We start from the raw sequence: 22106 nt of genomic DNA, 5'->3' as shown, positions 1-22106 counted from the left end.
AGCCCAACCGATGATCGGCGCCATCGCCCTGCTGCTCGTCTGCCAACTGGCGGGCGAGGTGATCCACCGGCTGACGGGCCTGCCCCTGCCGGGGTCGGTGATCGGCATGGTGCTGTTGCTGGCGTGGCTGGCCTTTGTGCCGAGGGAGCGGTTGACGCTGACCCAGGTGACGGGCTGGCTGACGGCGCACCTGTCGATCATGTTCGTGCCCGCCGCCGTGGGCGTGATGGAGGAGGGGGCGATCCTGTCGCGCCATGGCCTCGGCATTGTCGTGGCGGTGGCGGTCTCGACGCTGCTCACGCTGGCGGTGACGGCCCTGGTGTTCCGCGCCGTGGCCGGACGCGACGAGCCGGACGGCGAAGAGGAGGGCGCGTCGTGAGCGATCTGATCGCGACGCCCCTGCTGTGGCTGGCGGTGACGCTGGCGGTGTTCGAGGCGGCCGACATGCTGTCGCGACGCAGCGGGCGTCATCCTCTGTGCCATCCGGTGCTGCTGGCGACGCCGGTGCTGATCGGAGTGCTGCTGGCGACGAAGACGCCTTACGCCACATACGCCGAAGTGACGCAGGTGCTGGGCTTCCTGCTGGGACCGGCGGTGGTGGGGCTGGCCGTGCCGATCTGGGCGCAGCGGGCGACGATCCGGCGGCTGGCGAAACCTTTGGCCTGCGCCCTGCTGGCGGGGGCTGCGACGGCCATTGTCAGCGCCGTGGGCATTGTCTGGCTGTTCGGGGCGCCGGCTGAGATCATGGCCTCCATAGCACCGCGCGCGACGACCACGCCGGTCGGGATGGCGGTGGCCTCGCAGTTGGGCGGCATACCGGCGCTGGCGGCGGTGATCGTGCTGATGTCGGGGGTGTTCGGGGCGATGACGGCGACGCCGCTGCTGAACCTGCTGAAGATCAGGGATTATCGGGCGCGGGGCTTTGCGGTCGGGGTGTCGGCGCACGGCTTCGGCGCGGCGCGGGCGTTTCAGGTGGACCAGACGGCGGGCGCCTTCGCCAGTCTGGGCATGGCGCTGAATGCGGTGGCGACGGCGACGATCCTGTCGATCGTGGCCAGCCTGATCTGAGGCGCGCCCCTTGAAATAAGGCCATACGGCGCCCATCTGAAGCGCGTCGGCGGATGCGTCGTCGACCCCCTCACATCAGAAGGAATGCGCGGATGAAGATGCGCAAGCTGGGCCGGAACGGCCCTGAGGTCTCGGCCGTCGGTCTGGGCTGTATGGGTATGAGCGCCTTTTATGGCGGCTCCGACGAGGCCCAATCCATCGCGGTGATCCACCGCGCGCTCGACCTGGGCGTCACCCTGTTCGACACGGCCGAAATGTACGGCCCCCACACCAATGAAGTCCTGGTGGGCAAGGCGTTGAAAGACCGGCGCGACAAGGCCTTCATCGCCACCAAGTTCGGCATCAACCGCCAGCCGGACGGCTCGGCGATCACGGACGGTTCGCCCGCCAATGTGCGCCGTGCGGTCGAGGGCAGCCTGAGCCGCCTCGGCGTTGATCATATCGACCTCTATTACCAGCACCGCATCGACCCTAATACGCCGATCGAGGAGACGGTCGGGGCGATGGCCGAACTGGTGAAGGAGGGCAAGGTGCGATTCCTGGGCCTGTCGGAGGCGGCGCCCGCCACCCTGCGCCGCGCCCACGCTGAGCATCCGATCACGGCGCTTCAGACCGAGTATTCGCTGTGGAGCCGTGATCCGGAGGGCGAACTGCTGGGCGTCGTGCGCGAACTGGGCATCGGCTTCGTGCCCTACAGTCCTCTGGGTCGGGGCTTCCTGTCGGGGGACATCAAGTCGATCGACGATCTGGCGCCCGACGACTTCCGCCGGACGAACCCGCGCTTTGCGGGCGACAACTTCCAGAAGAACCTCGATCTGGTCGACGCGGTCGGCGCCATCGCGGCGGACAAGGGCGTGACGGCGGCGCAACTGGCGCTGGCCTGGGTGCTGGCTCAGGGGGATGATCTGGTTCCCATCCCCGGCACGCGCCGTATCGCCACGCTGGAGCAGAATGCGGCGGCGGCGGATATCGTGCTGACGCCAGATGATCTGGCGCGGATCGAGGCCGTCTTCCCGCGCGGGGCGGCGGCGGGCGAACGCTATGCGCCGGGCGGCATGACGTCGCTGAACCGCTGATGTGAAAACGCCTCCCTCGCGATCGCGAGGGAGGCGTCTTTCATTCGGACCTGTGAGGCAGGCTTATTGGATGCGAGTCCAGGTCTGGGTCTTGCACAGGGGGGCGACGATGCAGCCGCGCAGGCGCAGGGTGTTGTCGTTCGTCAGGGTGATGGTCCCACGATAGGTGCCGCCGTCCTCGGGGTTGTAGACCGAGCCGCCGCGCCATTCGCTCGGGCCGCCGGTGAAGCCCGACAGCATCCGCAGGCCGCGCAACGGGCGGTCGCGCAGGGACTGATCCTTGTTGCGCTGATCCTTCACCTCGGGGTTGGCGCGGATGTGGCTGGAGGTGACGAGCGTGCCGCACAGGGCCTGGCCGCAGCGTTCGATGCGGACCTGGCCGCCGTTGGTCGGGGTCTGCCACAGGCCGGTCGGGTCGCTGGCGAGGGCCGGAGAAGCGAGGGCGGCAGCTGCGACGGCGAGCGCCGCCAGGACGGAGGTCTTCATCGGCGTGTTCCTTCTGATGGATCGATGGAACGATCCTGCCAGAAGGTTGATCCGGGTTTCGGCCTGAAACAAGGCTGAAATTGTGAACTTCACTCAATGATTACATGACGTTAGGTAAAGTTGAGCGCGCCCGAAACGTCTAAGGCGATGGATTTGGGCGGGTTTCTCCTCCCTATGCCATGGGGAGGAAAGCGCCGGGTCAGCCGCCGCGAGGGCGGCGGAGGCGGGTTCCGGCGTTGGAGCAGGGCGTATAACCGTCGCGCCAGATGCGGCCCAGGGTCAGGCGGCTGGCGTCGGCCAGGGCGCGGCAGTCGGCGGCCTGATGCACCTGAGCCGCAGCCAGAGCCACGGAGGCGCAGGCGAAGGCGTCTTCGGCCGCGTCGTGGTGACGGAAGGCGACGCCCAGTTCGGCGCAGACGTTGTTCAGCTTGTGCGACGCGAAGTCGGGCCAACTGATCTGGGCCAGCTTGACGGTGCAGAGATAGTCGAACTCGGGATAGGTCAGGCCGTAGTGGTCGCAGGTGTTGCGGATGACGCTGACGTCGAAGGCGGCGTTGTGGGCCAGCACCGTGCGGCCTTCGAGGCGCGGGGCGATGGCGGCCAGAACCGAGGGGAATTCCTCGGCGTCCTCGACCTGTTCGGGGCCGATGCCGTGGAAGGCGATGTTGAAGCTGGCGAACCGCATCCCCGGCGGGCGGATGTAGTGATGCTCGACGGATTCGATGACGCCGTCGTTGATCCAGGCCAGGCCGATGGAGCAGGGGCTGGCGCGCTGCTCATTGGCGGTTTCGAAGTCGATGGCGACGGCGTGCATTACGAGATCATATTTCAGGCGATGAGGGCCAGCCACTCGTCCTCGGTCAGGACGGCGACGCCGTGCTTTTCGGCGTCCTTCAGCTTGGACCCGGCGCCGGGTCCGGCGACGACGTAGTCGGTTTTTTTGGAGACTGAGCCGCTGACCTTGGCGCCCAGGCTTTCGGCGCGGGCCTTGGCTTCGTCACGGGTGAAGCGTTCCAGCGAGCCTGTGAAGACGACGGTCTTGCCCGCCACCGGGCTGTCGGTCGTGGGGGCGGCCACGTCCTCGACGCGCTCAAGCTCGGCCAGCAGGGCGTCGACGACCTGAAGATTGTGCGGCTCGTGGAAGAAGTGGGCCAGGGCCTCGGCGGCGACCGGGCCGACGCCGGAGACGCCCGCGATCTGGTTCAGGATGTCGGAGGGGCCTTCGTTGCGCGCGACGGCGGCCCAGCGGGTCAGGTCGGACCAGCCGCCCGAGATTTCCGCCAGCGAACGGCGGGCAGGCGCGGCCATGCCGGGGAAGGCGAGGGCGATCTTCTGATCCATGGGCGCTTCCGGCCACGGATCGTCGGCGGGCGGACGAGCCTCGGCCATCAGGCCCAGCACGCGGGTGGAGATGGCGTGGGTCGCGGCCAGCAGCTTCCAGTCGTCGCTGGCGAGGCCGTTCGCGGCGGCCATGCAGGCGTCGCGGAAGGCGGTCCAACTGCCGAAGGCGCGCGACAGGACCAGCGAGGTCTGTTCGCCGATCTCGCGCACGCCCAGACCGAAGATCAGGCGGTCGAGGCTGATGACGCGGCGCGCGTCGATCCCGGCGATCAGGTTGCGGACGCTGGTCTCGCCATAGCCGTCCTCGGCGCGCAGCAGGGCCAGCTTCTCCTCGTCGCGGGCGAGGCGGAAGATGTCGGCCGGCTCCTTGATCCAGCCGCGCGCATGGAAGGCGATCAGCTGCTTTTCGCCAAGCCCTTCAATGTCGAAGGCGCGGCGGCTGACGAAGTGCTTGAGGCGCTCGACGATCTGGGCGTCGCAGATCAGGCCGCCGGTGCAGCGGCGCTTGACCTCGTCCCCCTCGCGCACGGCTTCGGAGCCGCAGACGGGGCAGGTGGTGGGGAAGACGTAGGGTTGGGCGCCGTCGGGGCGCAGGGTTTCGACCACGCCGACAATCTGGGGGATGACGTCGCCGGCGCGTTGCAGGACGACGGTGTCGCCGATGCGGACGTCCTTGCGGGCGATCTCGTCCTCGTTGTGCAGGGTGGCGTTGCGGACCACGACGCCGCCGACGGTGACGGGGTGCAGGCGGGCCACGGGGGTCAGGGAGCCGGTGCGGCCGACCTGAATGTCGATGCCTTCCAGCACGGTCGTCGCCTGCTGCGCCGGAAATTTGTGGGCGATGGCCCATCTGGGGCTGCGGGCGATGAAGCCGAGGCGCTGCTGCCAGTCCAGCCGGTCGACCTTATAGACCACGCCGTCGATGTCGTAGCCGAGGCGGCTGCGGTCGGCCTCCAGCGCCTGATAGACGCCGATCAGCCCTTCCGCGCCCTCGACGCGGGCGGAGCGGTCGTTGACCTGAAAGCCCCAGGCGCGGAAGGCCTCCAGCGCGCCGTGTTGCGTCTCGGCGAAGGGGGCGGAGGTCTCGCCCCAAGCGTAGGCGAAGAAGGTCAGGGGGCGCAGGGCCGTGATCTTCGGGTCTTTCTGGCGCAGCGACCCGGCGGCGAAGTTGCGCGGGTTGGCGTAGGTGCGGCGCCCTTCCGCCTCGGCGGCGGCGTTGAAGGCGTCGAAGGCGGCGTTGGGGGCATAGACCTCGCCCCGGATCTCGATGACGTCGGGCCAGCCGGAGCCCGCCAACGTCTGGGGGATGCTGTTCAGCGTGCGCAGGTTGGCGGTTACGTCCTCGCCGGTCTTGCCGTCGCCGCGTGTGGCGCCCTGGACCAGGACGCCCTTTTCATAGCGCAGGCTGGCGGACAGGCCGTCGATCTTGGGCTCGGCGACGAAGGCGATGGGCTCGTCGCCCGGCAACTTGAGGAAGCGAGCGATGCGGGCTGCGAAGTCGCGCACCTCGCCGTCGTCGAAGGCGTTGTCCAGCGACAGCATGGGCACGCCGTGGCGGACCTCGGCGAACTGGCTAGAGACCGGAGCGCCGACGCGCTGGGACGGAGAGACGGCGCTGCTCAGGGCCGGGAAGCGGGTCTCGATGTCGAGGGCGCGGCGCTTCAGGTCGTCATAGTCGGCGTCGGAAATCTCGGGCGCGGCGTCGGCGTAGTAGAGGGCGTCGTGGCGCGCCAGTTCGGCCGACAGGCGCTCCAGCTCTTCGCGCGCCTGGGCTTCGGTCAGGGTTTCGACGGACGTGAAGAGGTCGGACATGAGAATCGCAGGAAGTCGGCAAAGGCGGAACGGTTCCTTATCATTCCCCGACCTTGATGGCAGACGCGGCATGACAGAAACGTAATCTGACGCAGGGGGCGGGGGCCGCTAGCGTCGCGCCTCAAAGATTCCTGCCGGAGCCCTTCCATGCGTCCTGTCCTCGCCAGCCTGTCCGTGATCGCCGCCGCCCTGACGCTGGCCGCCTGTGAGACGCCCGTGACGCAAGCGGTGTCGGAGGCGACAGCCCCGGTCGTCGCCGGCTCGGCCGACTACGCCCAACTCATGGACGACCTGCGCATCCTCTCGGCCGACGACATGCAGGGGCGCGACACCGGCTCTGAGGGCGGGGCCAAGGCGCGCGAATACATCGTCAGCCGACTGGAGGCGCTGGGCGTCCAGCCGTCGCCGATGGGGCGTCTGCAGCCGTGGGAGATGTCGGGCCGCACGCGCGAAGGGACGAAGACCTACAGCGGAACCAACATCATCGGCGTGATCCCCGGTACGCGCGTGGCCGACAAATACATCGTGGTCACGGCCCACTATGACCACGTCGGCGTCAACGACGGCCAGATCTACAATGGGGCGGACGACAACGCCTCGGGCGTGGCGACCATGCTGGAGCTGGCCAAACGGTTGAAGGCCAATCCGCCCGAGCACAGCGTCCTGATCGTGGCGCTGGACGGAGAGGAGCGGGGCCTGCTGGGCGCCAAGCATTTCGTCGAGGCGCCGCCGGTGCCGCTGCACGCGATCTCGATGAACCTGAATTTCGACATGACGGCGCGGGCTGACAGCGACGGCAAGCTGTGGGTGACGGGCACCTATCAGCACCCCTATTTCCGCCCGGTGCTGGAGCGACTTCCGGCGCGTCAGACGGTCGCCCTGGCCTTCGGCAAGGACACGCCTGACGACAAGGGCGCCGACAACTGGGTCGAGGCGTCGGACCATGCCGCCTTCCACCGCGCGGGCCTGCCGTTCCTGTATTTCGGGGTGAATTATCACACGGACTATCACCGCCCGAGCGACGACTTCGAGAAGGTCAATCCGGCGGTGTTCCAAGACTCGACCGAACTGGCCATCGGCGGTTTCCGCGCGCTGGATCAGTGGCTGGATCAGTGAGGCCCAATCTCATGAAGCCGGGGCTGATCGCAGCGGTTCTGCTGGCTAGCGTCGTGAGCCTGGCCGCCTGCGAACGCGGCGCGGCGCCCGACAAGACGGCGCAGGCGACCGCCTTCAAGCACGACCTGCCTGAGGACGTGTCCGGCTACTACATCCCGGCGGCGGCGGTGCAGGTCGGCGATTGGCGGCTGCATCACCTGTTCATGGGCCAGGTTCCCGACTTCATGGCCTGGCGCGATGGCCAGCGGACGGCGGGATTCGCGCCGATCATGATGGAGTTCGAGGCGGGGGATAAGACGCGGCGCACGCGGCTGATTCCGACGGCCTATGACGTGACCGAGGACCGGGTGCGCTTCGAGGCGACGTCGCGGGAGCTGGGGGCGGTGTCGTTCGATGGAAGGCTCGACCAGGATGCGCTGGCGAAGGCGCGGCGCAATCTGGGAGATCAGGGCGTCGTCCTGAAGGGGACGCTGAAGGTCGGGGGGCGGACCTTCGACGGGGTGTCGATGCGATGGTGGGCGGGGGACTGAGCCCCCGCCGCTGAACCTTCGTCTTTAGGCGACGGTCGCCTTGACGATCTTGCCCGGAGCGCGGGGCGGTTCGCCCTTCGGCAGGGCGTCGACGTGATCCATGCCCTCGATCACTTCACCCCAGACGGTGTACTGGCCGTCCAGGAAGCGGGCGTCGTCGAAGCAGATGAAGAACTGCGAGTTGGCGCTGTCCGGGTTGGCGGTGCGGGCCATCGAGCAGACGCCGCGGACGTGCGGCTCCTTCGAGAATTCCTGCTTCAGGTTCGGCTTCTTCGAGCCCGAGGTGCCGGTGCCCGTCGGGTCGCCGCCCTGGGCCATGAAGCCCGGAATCACGCGGTGGAAGACCACGCCGTCGTAGAAGCCTTCCTTGGCCAGGTCGGTGATCTGCTTGACGTGGTTCGGGGCCAGGTCGTCGCGCAGCTTGATGACGACGTTGCGGTCTTCGCCGTCGCCGGTGTCCAGGGTGAAGGTCAGGGTTTGGTCGGCCATCGGGCGCTCCTTGAGGTTATGCGAGCCGGAATTGTGCGCGGGTCATAGCGGCTGAACGCCGTCAGGGCTATGTGGGAAGCATGAGTGAAGACGAAAAGCCCGCCGACAAGCCGCAGGAACGCCGCCGCATGGTGCGCCTGCCCACGGGCGGCACCGCAGCCGGGCGCAAGGTCGGCCAGAAGATCAAGACGGCCGACAAGAAGTCCCTGTCCAGTCAGGCCTGGATCAAGCGTCAGCTGTCGGACGAATGGTCCGACCGCGCGCGCGCCGAGGGCTGGCGCAGTCGCGCGGCCTTCAAGCTGATGGAGATCGACGACAAGTTCCGGCTGATCCGGCACGGCTCGCGGGTCATCGACCTGGGCGCGGCGCCGGGCGGCTGGGTGCAGGTGGCGCTGGATCGCGGCGCGGCGGCGGTGGCGGGCGTGGACCTGCTGATGATCGAGCCGATTCCGGGCGCGACGCTGGTTCAGGCCGATTTCACCGATCCGGGCGTGGATCAGCAGATGCTGGACGCCATCGGCGGGCCGCCGGACCTGGTGCTGTCGGATATGGCGCACAACACCATCGGCCACCGCCAGACCGACCACCTGAAGATCATCGCCCTGATCGAGATCGCGGCTGATTTCGCTATCCGCACTCTGCGGCCGGGCGGGAATTTCGTGTCGAAGAACTTCCAGGGCGGCGATGCAGGCGGGGTGCTGACGCGCCTGCGCGAAGAGTTCGAGACGGTGAAGTACGTGAAGCCCGAATCGAGCCGCAAGGGCAGCGCCGAGGTCTTCCTGGTGGCGCTGAACAAGCGCTAGGCGGAGGCGGCCTCGGTCGCCGCAGCGGCGCGGGCGGCCTTTCTGGCCTCGTGCCGCGTCCAGATGCGGTCGTGCAGGGTGAAGAAGACCGTCTGCACCAGAGGCTCGATCGTGCCGATGGCCAGGGCGATGCGGATGTCGCGCGTCAGGGCGTAGGCCACCAGAACCGCCACCGTGAAGTGCATGACGCCGTAGGTGACGGTCTTCAGCGCGATCTGCTTTAGATTGCGGGGCAGGGCGTGGCTGTGCCCGTGTCCATGGCCGTGGTGGTTGTGCGCGCGGTTCTGCTCATGCGCGTTCATCACCTCCAGACGGGCGGTGAAGGCCTCGGCCGTCTCCTCGACGCCGGACAGCATCTTGCGGCGCTCGACCCGGTGCCAGACGCGGTCGTGGACGGAATAGGCGATGGTCTGGAAGATCGGCTCGACCACCCCGACCGCCAGCGCCAGGCGCCAGTCGCGCGTCAGGGCGAAGGCCACAAGGATCGCTACGATCAGGTGCATGGCGCCGTAGCTCGCAATCTTGAGAGCGAGCTGCCGCGCCGTGTTGATCAAGATGCGAACCATTATCGAGAAATGCGGCCTCTCGCCGTCCGTTTCAAGGCAATTCCTCTTATATGCACGATAGCGCGGGCTTGGGGTTGCGGTTCCCTGCCAACGGGGGCTATACGCGGCCCGCAAAATGGAGGCTCCAAATGGAGATACGCGAAGGCCTAACCTTCGATGACGTTTTGCTCGAACCCGGTCCGTCCGAGGTCATGCCGGCTGATGTTGATGTCTCGACCCAGCTGACACGCGAAATTAAACTGAACATCCCGCTGCTGTCGTCCGCCATGGACACGGTGACGGAAAGCCGACTGGCCATCGCCATGGCGCAGGCCGGCGGCATGGGCGTGCTGCACCGGAACATGACCATCGACGAGCAGGCCGAAGAGGTCCGCGCCGTCAAACGCTATGAAAGCGGCATGGTGGTGAACCCGGTCACGGTCGCCCCCGACACGACGCTGGGTGAAGTCCTTCAGATCGTCGAACGCAAGAAGATCACCGGCTTCCCCGTGGTCGATCCCAAGAGCGGCAAGCTGGTCGGCATGCTGACCAACCGCGACATGCGTTTCGAGACGGACCTGAACCTCAAGGCCGCCGAACTGATGACGACCGGCGAGCTGATCACCCTGCGCGAAGGTTCGGCCGGGCGCGAGGCCGCGCGCGAGCTGCTGCGCACCCGCAAGATCGAGCGGGTCATCGTGGTGGACGACGCCTATCGCGCCGTCGGCCTGATCACCATGAAGGACATTCAGAAGGCCCAGGCCTTCCCCAACGCCTGCAAGGACGAGCAGGGCCGCCTGCGCGTCGGCGCCGCCTCGACCGTCGGCGACGCCGGTTATGAGCGTGGTCTGGCGTTGGCTGACGCGGGCGCGGACGTGGTGGTGATCGACACCGCCCACGGCCACTCCGCCTCGGTCGCCGAGGTGGTTCGCCGCATCAAGCGCGAGAACAACCGCATCCAGATCATCGCCGGCAACGTCGCCACCTATGACGCCACCCGCGCCCTGATCGACGCAGGAGCCGATGCGGTGAAGGTCGGCATCGGGCCGGGCAGCATCTGCACCACCCGCATCGTCGCGGGCGTGGGCGTGCCGCAACTGACGGCCATCGTCGACGCCGCCCGCGCGGCGGAAGGCACGGGCGCCTCGGTCATCGCCGACGGCGGCATCAAGTTCTCGGGCGATCTGGCCAAGGCCATCGCGGCGGGCGCCAATGTCGCCATGATGGGCTCGATGTTCGCAGGCACGGACGAAAGCCCCGGCGAGGTCTTCCTGTACCAGGGCCGGTCCTACAAGTCGTATCGCGGCATGGGCTCGGTGGGCGCCATGGCGCGCGGCTCGGCCGACCGCTACTTCCAGAAGGAAGTCTCGTCCGAGAAGCTGGTCCCCGAAGGCATCGAGGGCCAGACCGCCTACAAGGGGCCGATCGCCCCGGTGGTGCACCAACTGGTCGGGGGCCTGCGCGCCTCCATGGGCTATGTCGGCGGCGCCTCCATTCCGGACTTCCAGGAACGCGCGCGCTTCGTCCGCATCACCAATGCGGGCCTTCGTGAAAGCCACGTCCACGACGTGATGATCACGCGCGAGGCGCCCAACTATCGTCAGGGCTGACCTGATCCGCTCCCGGCCCCGGCCGGGAGCGGTTTTGTTTTGGGCTAGTAGAACAGGAGACCGGCGTGACGACTGAACTCACCTATCTGGCGGCGACGCTGGTGCTGGCTCTGGTGCAGGTCTTCCTGCCCGCCTTCGCCCGGACGCGCGAGTTCGGCCTGTCGTGGAACGCCGGAGCGCGGGACAAGACGCCCGAGGCGCACAGCCCTGTCGTCGGTCGTCTGGAGCGGGCGCAGGCCAATCTGTTCGAGACCCTGCCGCTGTTCATCGGCGCCGTGCTGATCGCCCAGGTCGCTGATCGGACCGGCGCGCTGACGGCGTGGGGCGCGGCCCTCTACTTCTGGGCGCGCGTCGCCTATATCCCGCTGTACGCCCTGGGCGTTCCCTATATCCGGTCGCTGGTTTGGCTGGTCTCGCTTGCGGGACTGGCGATGTGCCTTCTGGCCCTTTTCATCCGAGTCTGATTTGACCCCAGCCGCCCGCCTGGCCGCCGCCGCCGCCATCATTGACAGCATTTCGCAGGGCCGCCAGCCCGCTGACGCCGTGCTCAAGGCCTGGAGCCAGCAGAACCGCTATGCCGGTTCGGGCGACCGCCGCGCCATCGCCGAGCGCGTCTATCAGGTGCTGCGCGCGCGGGGCCGCCTGTCGGCCTTCATGGGCGGGCGTCAGGACGGACGCGCCCTGATCGTCGGCGCCCTGTCGCTGCTGGACGGCGCGACGCTGGAGGAGATCGAGGGCCTCTACAACGGTGAAGGCTATGGCCCGCGCCCTCTGTCCAAGCACGAGCGCGGCCGCGTCATGGCGGGCGAGGACGCGGTTGATCTGGCCGAGGTCGCCCTGCCGGACTTCGTGACGGCGGACCTGAAGGCGGTCCACGGCGACCGTTGGCGCGAAGAGGTCGAAGCCCTGAGCGGTCGCGCGCCGGTGGACCTGCGGGTCAACAGCTTGCGCGCCACGATGGAAGAGGTCGAGGCCGAGCTGCGCGACGCCGGTCTGTCGCCGAAGCGCACGGAGCTATCAGGCTGGGGCCTGCGTCTGGATGCGGAGCCTGCGCCGAATGTGCAGCCGCTGGACGGCTTCCAGAACGGTCATTTCGAGATTCAGGACGAGGCCAGCCAGGTCGTCGGCTGGCTGTCCGGCGCCTTCCCCGGCGCGACAGTGGTGGATTACTGCGCGGGCGGCGGCGGCAAGACGCTGGGGCTGGTGCAGGCGATGCAGGGGCAGGGGTCGCTGATCGCCTGCGATGTTTCGGCCAAGCGTCTGGACAATGTGAAGCCGCGACTGGCTCGTGCTGGCGTCGAGGCCGACCTGCGCCTGTTGGGCACGAACGGCGGCGGCGTTGAGGATCTGAACGGTCAGGCCGATGTGGTGCTGATTGACGCGCCGTGCTCGGGCTCGGGCGCCTGGCGGCGTCGGCCGGAGGACTGCTGGCGCCTGACGGCCGAAGAAGTCGCGCGCCTGCACGCGTTGCAACTGCGCATTCTGGGGCAGGCGGCCAAGCTGGTGCGGCCGGGCGGGCGTCTGGCCTATGTCACCTGCTCGGTGCTGGGCGCGGAGAACGAGGCCACGGCCGCCGCCTTCGAGGCCGCACACGCGGACTTCAAGCCCGTCGCCGTCGCCGATGCGGCTCATAGCGCGGACCTGACCGAGGCGGGGCGAGGGCGTCTGACCGCGCTGGCGCAAGGAAACCGCCTGCGTCTGTCGCCCGCCGCGACCGGAACGGACGGCTTCTTCATCGCCCTGTTCGAGCGCGCTTCATGAGGCTTGAGCGCTACGGCGCCGTCACGGTCCTGCCGGTGATGGCGGCCCCGGCTGAATACGGCGAACATCTGCGCGCCCGCATCGACCCCTTGATGACCGGCATCGGTCCGGTCGAGGGGGCGGTGTCGCTGACGGCGGCCCTGGCGCGGCTGGAGGCGAGGGGAGAGACGCCCGATCTGATCCTGTCGCTGGGTTCGTGCGGGTCGCGCGTGCTGGATCATGCGGCGGTCTATCAGGCGTCGTCCGTGGCCTATCGCGACATGGACGCCAGCGCTCTGGGGTTCGAGAAGGGCGTGACGCCGCTGCTGGACAGGCCCGCCGTCCTGCCGCTGCCGTGCCCCATCCCCGGCGTGCCGAGCGCGCGCCTGTCGACCGGCGGAAACGTCGTCTCGGGCGCCGCCTATGACGCCATCGACGCCGAGATGGTGGACATGGAGACGTGGGCGCTGGTCCGCGCGGCCCAGACCTTCGGCCTGCCTCTGGTCGCGCTGCGCGGCGTGTCGGACGGCAGGGCCGAGCTGACGGGCCTGCATGACTGGACCTCGACCCTGCATCTGGTGGACGAGAATCTGGCGCGTGCGGTCGACGGCTTGATTGCAGTGCTGACGGATCACGGCCTCTCTGCTCTTGAATTGGCCGCCCTTGAAATTCCGGCCCTTCAGGGCCAAACCCTCGCCCAATCGCTCGCCCCGGATTCGACCTCATGACCCAGCCGACCCAACACCAGAAGGTGCTCATCGTCGATTTCGGCAGTCAGGTGACGCAGCTGATCGCGCGCCGCCTGCGCGAGGCCGGCGTCTATTGCGAAATTCATCCGTACAACAAGGCGGGTGAAGCCCTGAAGGCGATGCAGCCGCAGGCCATCATCCTGTCGGGCGGCCCCAATTCGACGACCGACGCGGACAGCCCGCGCGTCGATCACGCCGTCTTCGACTACGGCGCGCCGATCCTGGGCATCTGCTACGGCGAGCAACTGATCTGCGCCGAGCTGGGCGGCAAGGTCGAGAGCGGCCACCACGCCGAGTTCGGCCGCGCCGAGATCGTCATCACCAAGGACAGCCCCCTGTTCGCGGGCATCGGCGCCCTGGATCACCGCGAGCCGGTGTGGATGAGCCACGGCGACCGCGTGACGGCCCTGCCGGAAGGCTTCCACGTCATCGCCACCTCGGAGGGCGCGCCCTTCGCCGCTATCGCCGATGAGACGCGCAAGATCTACGGCGTGCAGTTCCACCCCGAGGTGGTGCACACTCCGCGCGGCGCACAGCTGCTGAAGAACTTCACCCATGGCGTGGCGGGCCTGACCGGCGACTGGACCATGGCCGCCTATCGTGACGAGCAGATCGCCAAGATCCGCGAACAGGTCGGCGACGCCAAGGTCGTCTGCGGCCTGTCGGGCGGGGTCAACTCTTCGGTCGCCGCCGTGCTGATCCACGAAGCCATCGGCGACCAGCTGACGTGCGTCTTCGTCGACACCGGCCTGCTGCGCAAGGACGAGGCCAAGCAGGTCACGACCCTGTTCCGCGAGCACTACAACATCCCGCTGGTGCACGTTGATGCGTCAAAGGAATTCCTCGGCGAACTGGCCGGAATTTCGGACCCGGAGACCAAGCGCAAGACCATCGGCCGCGTCTTCATCGAGATCTTCGATCGCGAAGCCGCCAAGATCGAAGGCGCCGCCTTCCTGGCCCAGGGCACCCTCTATCCCGACGTGATCGAGAGCGTGTCTCCGACCGGCGGCCCCTCGCATGTCATCAAGAGCCACCACAACGTCGGCGGCCTGCCGGACTTCATGAAGCTGAAGCTGGTCGAACCTCTGCGCGAACTGTTCAAGGACGAGGTCCGCGCCCTGGGCCGCGAACTGGGCCTGACGGACGCCTTCGTCGGCCGCCATCCGTTCCCCGGACCGGGCCTGGCCATCCGCATCCCCGGCGAGATCACGCCGGAGGCGGTCGCCACGCTTCAGGACGCGGACGCCATCTATCTGGACGAGATCCGCAAGGCGGGCCTGTATGACGACATCTGGCAGGCCTTCGCCGTGCTGCTTCCGGTCAAGACGGTCGGCGTCCAGGGAGACGCCCGCACCTATGAAAAGGTGCTGGCCCTGCGCGCCGTCACCTCGACCGACGGCATGACGGCTGACTTCTACCAGTTCCCGTGGGATGTGCTGGCCAAGACCGCCACGCGCATCATCAACGAGGTCCGCGGCGTCAACCGCGTCGTCTACGACGTGACGTCGAAGCCGCCCGGCACCATCGAGTGGGAATAATTCAGGCCTTTCGGCGGCTTTCGGCATCGCTTCCGAAAGTGCCGATAAGTCACTGACATAAAAATAAATTCTGACGAGACCCTTCGAAGCCTTTCGGAGGGTCTCTCTTTTGTGATGACGGCTTCCATGTCGTCTGCGATTTCGTCCTGGAAACTGCGGATCCCCTCGTTGAGGTCGTCGAACGCGTATTCACGGATCGGCCGATTCCCGCCTGCCCCGGATCCAAGTCGTAGCGACGTCCAAAGGCGGCTACACGACGGCGGTGTTTGCGCCGCTTTAGAAAAGCTTGAGAACGACATTAAGATTTTACGGCTCAAGATTCCTATTCCGGTCCTTCTTTTTGGAGGGCCAGGCCATGCGCACAGTCGCAACCAGCAGACTGTTCAGAGTGCTCGTCGGAGGAGGCCGCACGTCGTTCCTGCGGTCTGCTGCGACGACTTTGCGCAACGCCCTGGTCCCCGGCCCGATCTGCCGGGTCGCCCTGCTGGGTATGGCTCTGTCAGGAGCAGCCTGCGGGGCGGAGTCCGTCGCTGACGATGAGGGAAGCGCCGCCGCGGCTGAAGCGAACCCCGCTTCCGTTTCTGCCGCAGCTTCGGCGCTCCAGGTCGCTTCGACCTCTGCTCTTTCCGCTCAGGAGCGTGCGGCCGTCATGCACGCCGCCGGATTCGTCAGTCCCCAGCCTGACAGCCATTGGACCTGGCGCGATCCCGAGGGCGCCGAGAACATCTGCGAAGGGGTTTGGGCTGAGATCGAAGAGGTCCGCGACCTGAACGGCGACGGTCGGCCCGAGGCCGTCGTTAAGGCCGATGGCGATCAGTGTTGGGGCATGAACCAGCATTTCGTTTCGGTTCTGCACCGCACCAGCGAGGGCTGGCGCTCCCTGATCGGGTTTCAGGCGCGGTTCGCGAACTACGGGTTCCATTCTCGGCGCGGCGTCGCCTGGCCCGATATCGAGATCGCCAACGGAGACGAAACCGGCTGCGTCGGCTTCCAGCGCTGGAACGGCCAGACGTATATCGATGGAGGCACGTCAGACGAGGGCGGCATCTGCACGCTGACGTCCGAGGGCCGCGCCGCAGGCGGCGGGGCCGCGCAGACACAGGGTCGGGTCGGGTTTCCGCCGATCGAGAAGGGCTACTACGCCATCGGCGTCAGTTGCGCCGAAGCCGTCGCCGACTCGACTGGCGTGCTCATGTACCTGGACGAAGGACGCGTGGCCTCGTTCGACGGCGGTCGACGCATCCAAGGCGTGGAGGCGCTGGGCGGCGACCGCTATCGATTCCGGGGTGCGGATCTGGTCATTACCGTCGCTAGCCGCACGAGCTTCACCAACGAGTACGGCGATCGTCACACGCACTGCCCGACCGGGCAGATGCCCCGCAGCGACCGTGAGGACTGGGGCGATCTCTCGCACCGATAGCACATCTCTTCCTGCAGACCGTGAGTGCGCTGATCCAGGCATGTGCGACTGGACGCCGGCAGGAGGCCTCCGCCCTCGCCGCGTCCCCAGGTTCCACGCCCGCCGTTCCTATTTTACCTTGGTTTTGCATTGCAGGGGATTCTATGTCCGAGGTCCGCTTCTCTCTTCTCCAGTTCGGCGTCGCCCTGACCGGCGCATTGCTGTTCCTGGTTGTGGCCGCGATCCTGATCCGAGGACTTCATCCAGCCTTGGAACGCGGGCTGACCTGGTTCAGACCTTGGTTTCTCTGGCTGGATCGCGGCCTAGCGCTCGGCGTCGCCCGATGGATAGGGCTGGACGAAAAGGGACGGGCGCGTCGTTGGGGACGCCTTCTGGCCGTGCTCTTGGGGACAGGCGCGATCGGCGCCCTGCTTCCTCCGTTGTTCGGCGCGCCGGTGCTGGTTCTGGGCCTGGTCGCCGTGCTCGCTGTGTTCCGGCGTTGGGCCTGGGACGAGGAAGATCGGGCCGCCAACCTGAATCCGGGTCGACGTCGTACGCCGGGAAGCGAAGACTACAACAACGAACTCCTGGTCGCCCTGTCGGCGGTCTTCATGCTGGGCAGCCTGCTGGTCTGGAGACTCACTGGTCTGCACTTCTTCAGTGCGACTTCGGGGATCGGCCTCCTGGAGTATGTGGCCTACGTCGCCTCGGAGGCGCTGGAGGCCCTGCCGATTGTCGGCAATATCGAGGTGATGGGCTACGACAACCCGTCCGGTGTCCAGGCCGTGTTGCCGACCGGAGGCGGGGTCGCCGCCTTTGCTCTGCGCATGGGGCTGGACCTTCTGGTCATCGGCGGACTGCTCCAGGCCCTCTCGGTCGCGCGTCGGATCGCGACGGGGCAGGATCTGCGGCGATACGAAGAGACTCTGCGCGACGCGGAAACGGAGGAGCAGGCGGGCGCGGCGCTGCAGGGGCTGGCCGACCTGGCTCGTCGTAACAACGTCGCCGCCCTGGCCCTGCTCGAGACGATCGCGCTTCCGCCGGATGGCGGGACCCGCCACGAGGTCTTCAAACGGCGCGGCGCTGCGGACGTGCTCCTGAACCTCTACGAAGAGGGTTCTGTCGTCGGCGTTTCGGGGCTGAACGCTGCGATCCTGACTTATGATGTCCTGATCACCCCCGAGTTGATGAATGGAGCGCCCCTGCAGTGGGCCAAGTCGGTGGCCGCCAGGGCGCACGCCGCGTATCTGCTGGGCATGCTCCTCGGGGGCGAACAGGGGCGGAGCCGTCTGGTCGAAGCACGCGATGGTTTCAAACTGGCCGCTCAAAGCCTGTCCATTCTCGATGCGCCTCGGCTCGCGGATCGCGCGGAGCTCGGCTTCTGGGCCGTCGAGGGGGAAGGACTTCATCAGGTCGAGGGGATTCCGCCTGAACTTCCGACCTCGTTGATCACGGGAATCCACGGGTTCATCGACCGGATGGGGGCTGACGCGGAAGCAGAGGTCATCGATGAAGCCCACAGACTGATCGCGCGGATCGGAACCTGGATGCTGTCGCACGGCATGACGCCGCCCGCCGGGCCCACGGAGACGCTCAGCACGCCTCTGGCGCAACTGGATCAAGCCGCGGCGACGATCTTGCAGTTCGGCCGCGAACCCTCGGATGACGCCTTGGACCGTCTGGATCGGACCATCCGGGATCTCGAGACGCTTCACGCCCGGACGCAGGCCGCGGCCGTTCGATCTGACGCCGCCCTGCGTCTCGCTCAGGCTTGGATCGCCCGCGCTCGCGCGGTCGCTTCCGCCCGACCAGAGGCGTTTTCGCAGATCGACAGGTGGTGCGAAACGCTTCGACCGACGATGATCACGGCCCCGCGGGTGCGGGCGGTCGTGCGGGAAATCCAGGCCAGCCGCTTCGTGCTGGAGGCCTCGACCACACCCTTCGGGCCGAAGCGAGAGGCTCTCGCGGAACTGGCGATCGAGACCTATCGACAGTTGGTGAACGACCCGGACCTGGACGGAGATCCTCTTTCGGTCGAAGCGCGAGCCAACATGGCGATCGCCCTTCTCAATTTCGCGGAAGGCGCCCGACCCGACCTCGCACGCATCCGGCTGGAAGAGGCGGCTCAGCTCGCTGACAGCTTGCGCGAGACGGCGGATCCGACGGCGCGGGCTTCGGCGGCTCTCACGGGGTCGAACGTTCGGAGAGATCTCGCGCCGCTCAGGCCCGAGGACCAGCGGCGCGACATGCTGGACCTGGCGATCCGCGATGCCAAGGCGGCGGTCGATGGCTATGCCGAGTTGGGCAACGAGGAAGGACGACTGCTCGCCATGCGGGCGCTGGGCCTGTCCCATATGGAGCAGGCCGTGCTGGAAGGCTCCGGTCCTGAGGCAGGTCGGCATGCCCGAGCGGCGTTTTCGGCGTTGGAATTCGCGGTGGCTCGTCTCGATCGGGAGCGCAACCTGGGCCTCTGGTTCAAGGCGGCGCACACCTTCGCAGACTTGGCGGCCTATCTTGGCGCGCAGGACCGCGATCGGGACAAACTGACCATGGCGGCGGCCCTGCTGGCCGAGCTGCGTCAGCTTTGCATCGGCCCGCTGGAGGCCCAGGCCCCCTATGTCGACAAATCGGCGGCGGCCATCGAGCGGGCCTTGCGGGACGGGGACGGACGGCCCTGAGAGCAGGGCCCCCAGGCGATCATGCGGACGTCGATCGGGCCCTGAGCTTCGCCAGAAGCTCCGCCGGCGTGTCGGGTTCGATCACCGGCGGCGCTCGCTCAAACACGCGTAGGACCGGCTTTGATCTCTGAACCGGGCGAGACGGATCGTGGAAGGGATTGACGTCGTACAGGCCCGCAAACATCGGATCGGCACGATAGTTCGGCAGTCGGGCGATCACCGGCATGTCCCCGGACAACTGCAGTAGGATCTCGTCGTCGTCGAGGTCCAGCAACTGCTCGGGCGAGCCGAAGCCGACCAGGCGGGCCATCGCCTCGGCCGCCAGCATGGTGTTCGCTCCGAAGCACTGCACGGCGCGGCAATTGTTGACCATGGTCTGCCAGTCCCGTGCATAGAGGTTCTGCAACTGGCTGGGGTCCTGCCAGAAGCTCCAGGTCTGCAGGCCATAGCCGCGCATCAGGGTGATGGCTCGTCGCAGGTCGTCGAAAGCGCCGAGTTGAGCCGCCTCGTCGAGGATGAACAGGGTCGATTTGGGCGGCCGACCGCTGCGACCCGAGATGAGGGTCATCAGGGTGTGCACCCACAGGCGCAACAACCGGCCGTGGCTCTCGAGCATGTGCGGCGGCAGCACGAGATAGATCGACAGCGGCTCGCCCCGCTGAACCGCGCCGAGGTCGAAGCTTGTGGTTCGCAACGAGGGGGCGATCATGCCCGAGCGCGCGATGTCGACGAGATTTTGGGAGAAGGAGAGAATGCCGCCCAAGGTCGAAACGGCGCCGATCCGCAGCATTCGTCCGATGTTGCGCGCCTCGGCGTTGCGCGAGGCCTCCAGCGCCGCCAACACGGTGCCGGCCAGGCTGCTAGAGGCGTCTTGGCGCTCGGTTGCGGCGCTGTAGAGGCCGATCTCTCCAACGGCCTGGTTGACCAGGGTCCGCACGGTTTCCAGGCAACGACTGGCTGGCGGCAGGTCGCTCATGACATGCAACACCACGCCCAGCACGAAGGTCGCCCCGCGTTCGCGCCAGTAGCCGCCGTCGCTGGCGTCGGTCTCGACATCGGGATTGGCCAAAGCCGAGACCATGGCCATCGCGTCATCGACGAAGGTCGGGCTTTCCGGGTCCAGGATGTCGAGCGGATTGAGCGAGGCTGCGGGCAAGCCTGTCACGCCCATGGGGTCGAGGATGGCGACCTCCTGTCCCAGTTCGCGCCGGCGTCGTTCGGTCATCAGGGCGTTCTCGCCCTTCGGATCGACGACGATGACCGGCCCGTCGAAGCGCAGCAACGCAGGTACGATGCAGCCGGTGCCCTTGCCGGCGCCGGTCGGCGCGATGGTCATCAGATGCCCCTCGCGTTCCATCAGAATAGGGGCGACGACGGCGGTCGCTGGATCGGCGGCGGCAACGGCTCCGAACTTGAAACCCACCGGCCGACGTCGATGCTCGCGTTCCAACGACCAGCCGACGATCAGGCCAGGCTCGTCGACGCTGTCGGGCAAGGCCAGGGCGCTGTCCACAGGGATCAAGGTCATGAGGTCGTTTCCTTCGGCTCCAGAACGACGAAGAGGCCGTCCATGCGTTCGGACCGCACGGGGACATCGTCGGTCAGCATCCTGTCGTCGATCATCTCGATCAGACCGTCCGGGGTGAGGGCCAGGCCAGTCGCGAAGAAGCCTTGGTGGTGGCAGACGACGAGCAGAAACAGCCAGCGGCCCTCGGCGTCGAAACCGGCCGGTTCGATGACGCGGGCATGGCCCGCGCAGAGGTCGCGCAGGGCGTGGGCGTCCGTCGCCCGATCCGCCAGCTCTTCGAAGGACTCCGCCGGCTGGAACCGCTCCCCCTCATGGCGAACGCAGTTCATGAAGAGTCGGATGTAGTCCAGCCGCGCACCCTCGTCCTGAAGGTGCGGGCCGACGGCGTCGTTCAGGTCGTGGATCCAGATCGACGTGCCATCGACGGCCAGAACCTTGTCCTCGGTCAGCACGAATGAGGCGATCCCAATCGCTCCGCCGCTGATCCGGCCTTGGGTTTCGATCAACATGATCCCGCCGTGGCAGCGTAGCGGCAGGGTGCGAACCCGATCGCAGAAGCCGGCTAGGGGGAAGGGGGCGCGCGCCGAACCCACCCGGTGGTGCGCGCCGATCAGGGTCAAGACTTCGGCCGCCGCCTCAGGCTCCAGGTCAGTCCAGTCGCCGGGCACGCCGGGCGCCCGGCTCCATGGCTTGCTCGGGGAGCGCACGGCCTCCACAAGCCGCGCGATCTCGATCGCGGTCAGCGGCCAACCCCTGTCGTGCGTCTGCAGCCACGCGAGAGCCAGCTTGCCGGACCACACCGCGCTGGCCATGCCGGGGAGATCGTCGAGTTCGCGGCCGAGCACGATACGGTAGGCGTCTTGGGCGGCCGCATGGAACACTGGATCTGCGGTCACGCTGTCGATCAACATCGGAGGAAAAGGCTTCTCCCCTTCGATCGGCCGTTCGAGCGCCCGAAGTAGGGGCAAGAGTTCGGTCAGGCGGGCGCCCAGCCGGGCGTTGGGGGCGATGTTCAGAAGCATCCGCACGCGACGCAGCTGCTGGGCGTCCAGAAGCAGCCGGTTCTTCAACGCGCCGTTGACCGCCGGGAGCGCCTGCATCAGGTCCGCCGCATGACCCAGGAGATAGCTGGCGACCTCGGCGTTAGGCCACATGCGCTCCGTCAGAGTGAAGAAACGACCGTCCAGGTCCGTTGGAGCCAGGACTTGGGACGAGTTGCGCAAGGGCGCGCGAGCGACGGCTTCAGCCATGGCTCGGCACACCCGCGCGTCGTCGGCCAGTTTTTTGCGTGCGGCGGCGCCGGCGTCGATCGAATCCAGGAAGTCCGCTGCGAACCGGAGGGCGTCACCGGCGAGTACGCCGACGGTGACGCCCTCGCGGTAGACGGGATTGAGTTCCGGCGCGAAAGGCGCGGCTTGGGCGGACATGTCTCCATCTCCCATTCGGGATGACAGCGAAGACACCTCGCCGGTCCGGTCGCTGTCAACTATCCATCGACGCAGGCAGCGTCTGTGTCCGGGGATCATCGACGGACGCGCTCGTCTGCGCGGCGGCGGGAACTCCGAACGCCGGGTGCTTCAGAGGCGTATTCGTCAGGG

20 protein-coding genes are annotated in these 22106 nt (G+C 67.4%); 13 read left to right on the top strand and 7 right to left on the bottom strand.

The genetic code is table 11. The features are described 5' to 3' along the window. Positions 1-10 precede the first annotated feature (10 nt). From AC3IPP_RS10775 to AC3IPP_RS10765, 3 genes are all read left to right on the top strand, one after another. Positions 11-379: a CidA/LrgA family protein gene (locus tag AC3IPP_RS10775; protein WP_489149002.1), complete on the top strand. Its 369-nt coding sequence runs from the start codon at positions 11-13 to the stop codon at positions 377-379. Continuing rightward, the gene (locus tag AC3IPP_RS10770) at positions 376-1068 is read left to right on the top strand and encodes an LrgB family protein (protein WP_489149001.1); all 693 of its coding nucleotides are present in this window, start codon (positions 376-378) and stop codon (positions 1066-1068) included. Before AC3IPP_RS10775 ends, AC3IPP_RS10770 begins: the two co-directional genes overlap by 4 nt. Before the next feature lie 92 nt (positions 1069-1160). Continuing rightward, positions 1161-2144: an aldo/keto reductase gene (locus tag AC3IPP_RS10765; protein ID WP_489149000.1), complete on the top strand. Its 984-nt coding sequence runs from the start codon at positions 1161-1163 to the stop codon at positions 2142-2144. Between the two features lie 63 nt (positions 2145-2207). Here AC3IPP_RS10765 and AC3IPP_RS10760 read toward each other — a convergent pair whose 3' ends face one another. From AC3IPP_RS10760 to ligA, 3 genes are all read right to left on the bottom strand, one after another. Next, positions 2208-2630, bottom strand: a complete 423-nt coding sequence (locus tag AC3IPP_RS10760) for a DUF2147 domain-containing protein (RefSeq protein ID WP_489148999.1) — start codon at positions 2628-2630, stop codon at positions 2208-2210. A 199-nt stretch (positions 2631-2829) separates the two neighbouring features. Further along, complete coding sequence (locus tag AC3IPP_RS10755; protein WP_489148998.1) at positions 2830-3444, bottom strand: 3'-5' exonuclease; 615 nt, start codon at positions 3442-3444, stop codon at positions 2830-2832. Between the two features lie 14 nt (positions 3445-3458). Then, positions 3459-5783, bottom strand: a complete 2325-nt coding sequence (gene ligA, locus AC3IPP_RS10750) for an NAD-dependent DNA ligase LigA (RefSeq protein WP_489148997.1) — start codon at positions 5781-5783, stop codon at positions 3459-3461. Positions 5784-5930: 147 nt separating this feature from the next. On the opposite strand from ligA, the gene AC3IPP_RS10745 reads away from it, so the two are divergent. Then, positions 5931-6899, top strand: a complete 969-nt coding sequence (locus tag AC3IPP_RS10745; RefSeq protein ID WP_489148996.1) for a M20/M25/M40 family metallo-hydrolase — start codon at positions 5931-5933, stop codon at positions 6897-6899. An 11-nt stretch (positions 6900-6910) separates the two neighbouring features. Next, the gene (locus AC3IPP_RS10740; RefSeq protein WP_489148995.1) at positions 6911-7429 is read left to right on the top strand and encodes a hypothetical protein; all 519 of its coding nucleotides are present in this window, start codon (positions 6911-6913) and stop codon (positions 7427-7429) included. A gap of 24 nt (positions 7430-7453) precedes the next feature. Here AC3IPP_RS10740 and AC3IPP_RS10735 read toward each other — a convergent pair whose 3' ends face one another. Continuing rightward, on the bottom strand, positions 7454-7918 hold the full coding sequence (locus AC3IPP_RS10735; RefSeq protein ID WP_087140057.1) for a peptidylprolyl isomerase: 465 nt from the start codon (positions 7916-7918) through the stop codon (positions 7454-7456). An 80-nt stretch (positions 7919-7998) separates the two neighbouring features. Between AC3IPP_RS10735 and AC3IPP_RS10730 the strand changes: the two genes are divergently transcribed. Continuing rightward, positions 7999-8721, top strand: coding sequence for an RlmE family RNA methyltransferase (locus AC3IPP_RS10730; RefSeq protein ID WP_087140054.1), 723 nt, complete (start codon positions 7999-8001; stop codon positions 8719-8721). Here the strand turns inward: AC3IPP_RS10730 and AC3IPP_RS10725 are convergent. Continuing rightward, positions 8718-9287, bottom strand: coding sequence for a DUF2061 domain-containing protein (locus AC3IPP_RS10725; protein ID WP_489148994.1), 570 nt, complete (start codon positions 9285-9287; stop codon positions 8718-8720). The two genes, AC3IPP_RS10730 and AC3IPP_RS10725, sit on opposite strands and share 4 nt — an antisense overlap. Positions 9288-9415: 128 nt before the next feature. Here AC3IPP_RS10725 and guaB point away from each other — a divergent pair, with 128 nt between their 5' ends. The 7 genes from guaB (at position 9416) to AC3IPP_RS10690 (ending at position 18980) form a co-directional block, all read left to right on the top strand. Next, entirely contained in the window at positions 9416-10876 is a 1461-nt protein-coding gene (gene guaB, locus AC3IPP_RS10720; RefSeq protein ID WP_489148993.1) for an IMP dehydrogenase, read from the top strand. A gap of 65 nt (positions 10877-10941) precedes the next feature. Beyond that, a complete protein-coding gene (locus AC3IPP_RS10715) occupies positions 10942-11340 on the top strand; it encodes an MAPEG family protein (RefSeq protein WP_489148992.1) in 399 nt (132 codons plus the stop codon). A 1-nt stretch (position 11341) separates the two neighbouring features. Continuing rightward, positions 11342-12637, top strand: a complete 1296-nt coding sequence (locus AC3IPP_RS10710) for an RsmB/NOP family class I SAM-dependent RNA methyltransferase (protein ID WP_489148991.1) — start codon at positions 11342-11344, stop codon at positions 12635-12637. Continuing rightward, positions 12634-13344, top strand: a complete 711-nt coding sequence (locus tag AC3IPP_RS10705; RefSeq protein WP_489148990.1) for a 5'-methylthioadenosine/S-adenosylhomocysteine nucleosidase — start codon at positions 12634-12636, stop codon at positions 13342-13344. Before AC3IPP_RS10710 ends, AC3IPP_RS10705 begins: the two co-directional genes overlap by 4 nt. Further along, entirely contained in the window at positions 13341-14903 is a 1563-nt protein-coding gene (guaA, locus tag AC3IPP_RS10700; RefSeq protein WP_489177399.1) for a glutamine-hydrolyzing GMP synthase, read from the top strand. The genes AC3IPP_RS10705 and guaA overlap by 4 nt, the downstream gene beginning before the upstream one ends. Positions 14904-15552: 649 nt before the next feature. Then, on the top strand, positions 15553-16323 hold the full coding sequence (locus AC3IPP_RS10695) for a hypothetical protein (protein WP_489148988.1): 771 nt from the start codon (positions 15553-15555) through the stop codon (positions 16321-16323). 20 nt (positions 16324-16343) lie between these two features. Next, positions 16344-18980: a hypothetical protein gene (locus AC3IPP_RS10690; RefSeq protein ID WP_489148987.1), complete on the top strand. Its 2637-nt coding sequence runs from the start codon at positions 16344-16346 to the stop codon at positions 18978-18980. Between the two features lie 19 nt (positions 18981-18999). Here AC3IPP_RS10690 and AC3IPP_RS10685 read toward each other — a convergent pair whose 3' ends face one another. Together AC3IPP_RS10685 and AC3IPP_RS10680 are read right to left on the bottom strand one after the other, a co-directional pair. Continuing rightward, a complete protein-coding gene (locus tag AC3IPP_RS10685; RefSeq protein ID WP_489148986.1) occupies positions 19000-20508 on the bottom strand; it encodes a type IV secretory system conjugative DNA transfer family protein in 1509 nt (502 codons plus the stop codon). Beyond that, positions 20505-21935: a hypothetical protein gene (locus AC3IPP_RS10680; RefSeq protein ID WP_489148985.1), complete on the bottom strand. Its 1431-nt coding sequence runs from the start codon at positions 21933-21935 to the stop codon at positions 20505-20507. Before AC3IPP_RS10680 ends, AC3IPP_RS10685 begins: the two co-directional genes overlap by 4 nt. Positions 21936-22106 lie beyond the last annotated feature (171 nt).

The sequence above is a fragment of the Brevundimonas sp. KH_060 genome (assembly GCF_057838275.1).
This window is presented reverse-complemented; position numbering and strand designations above follow the sequence as displayed.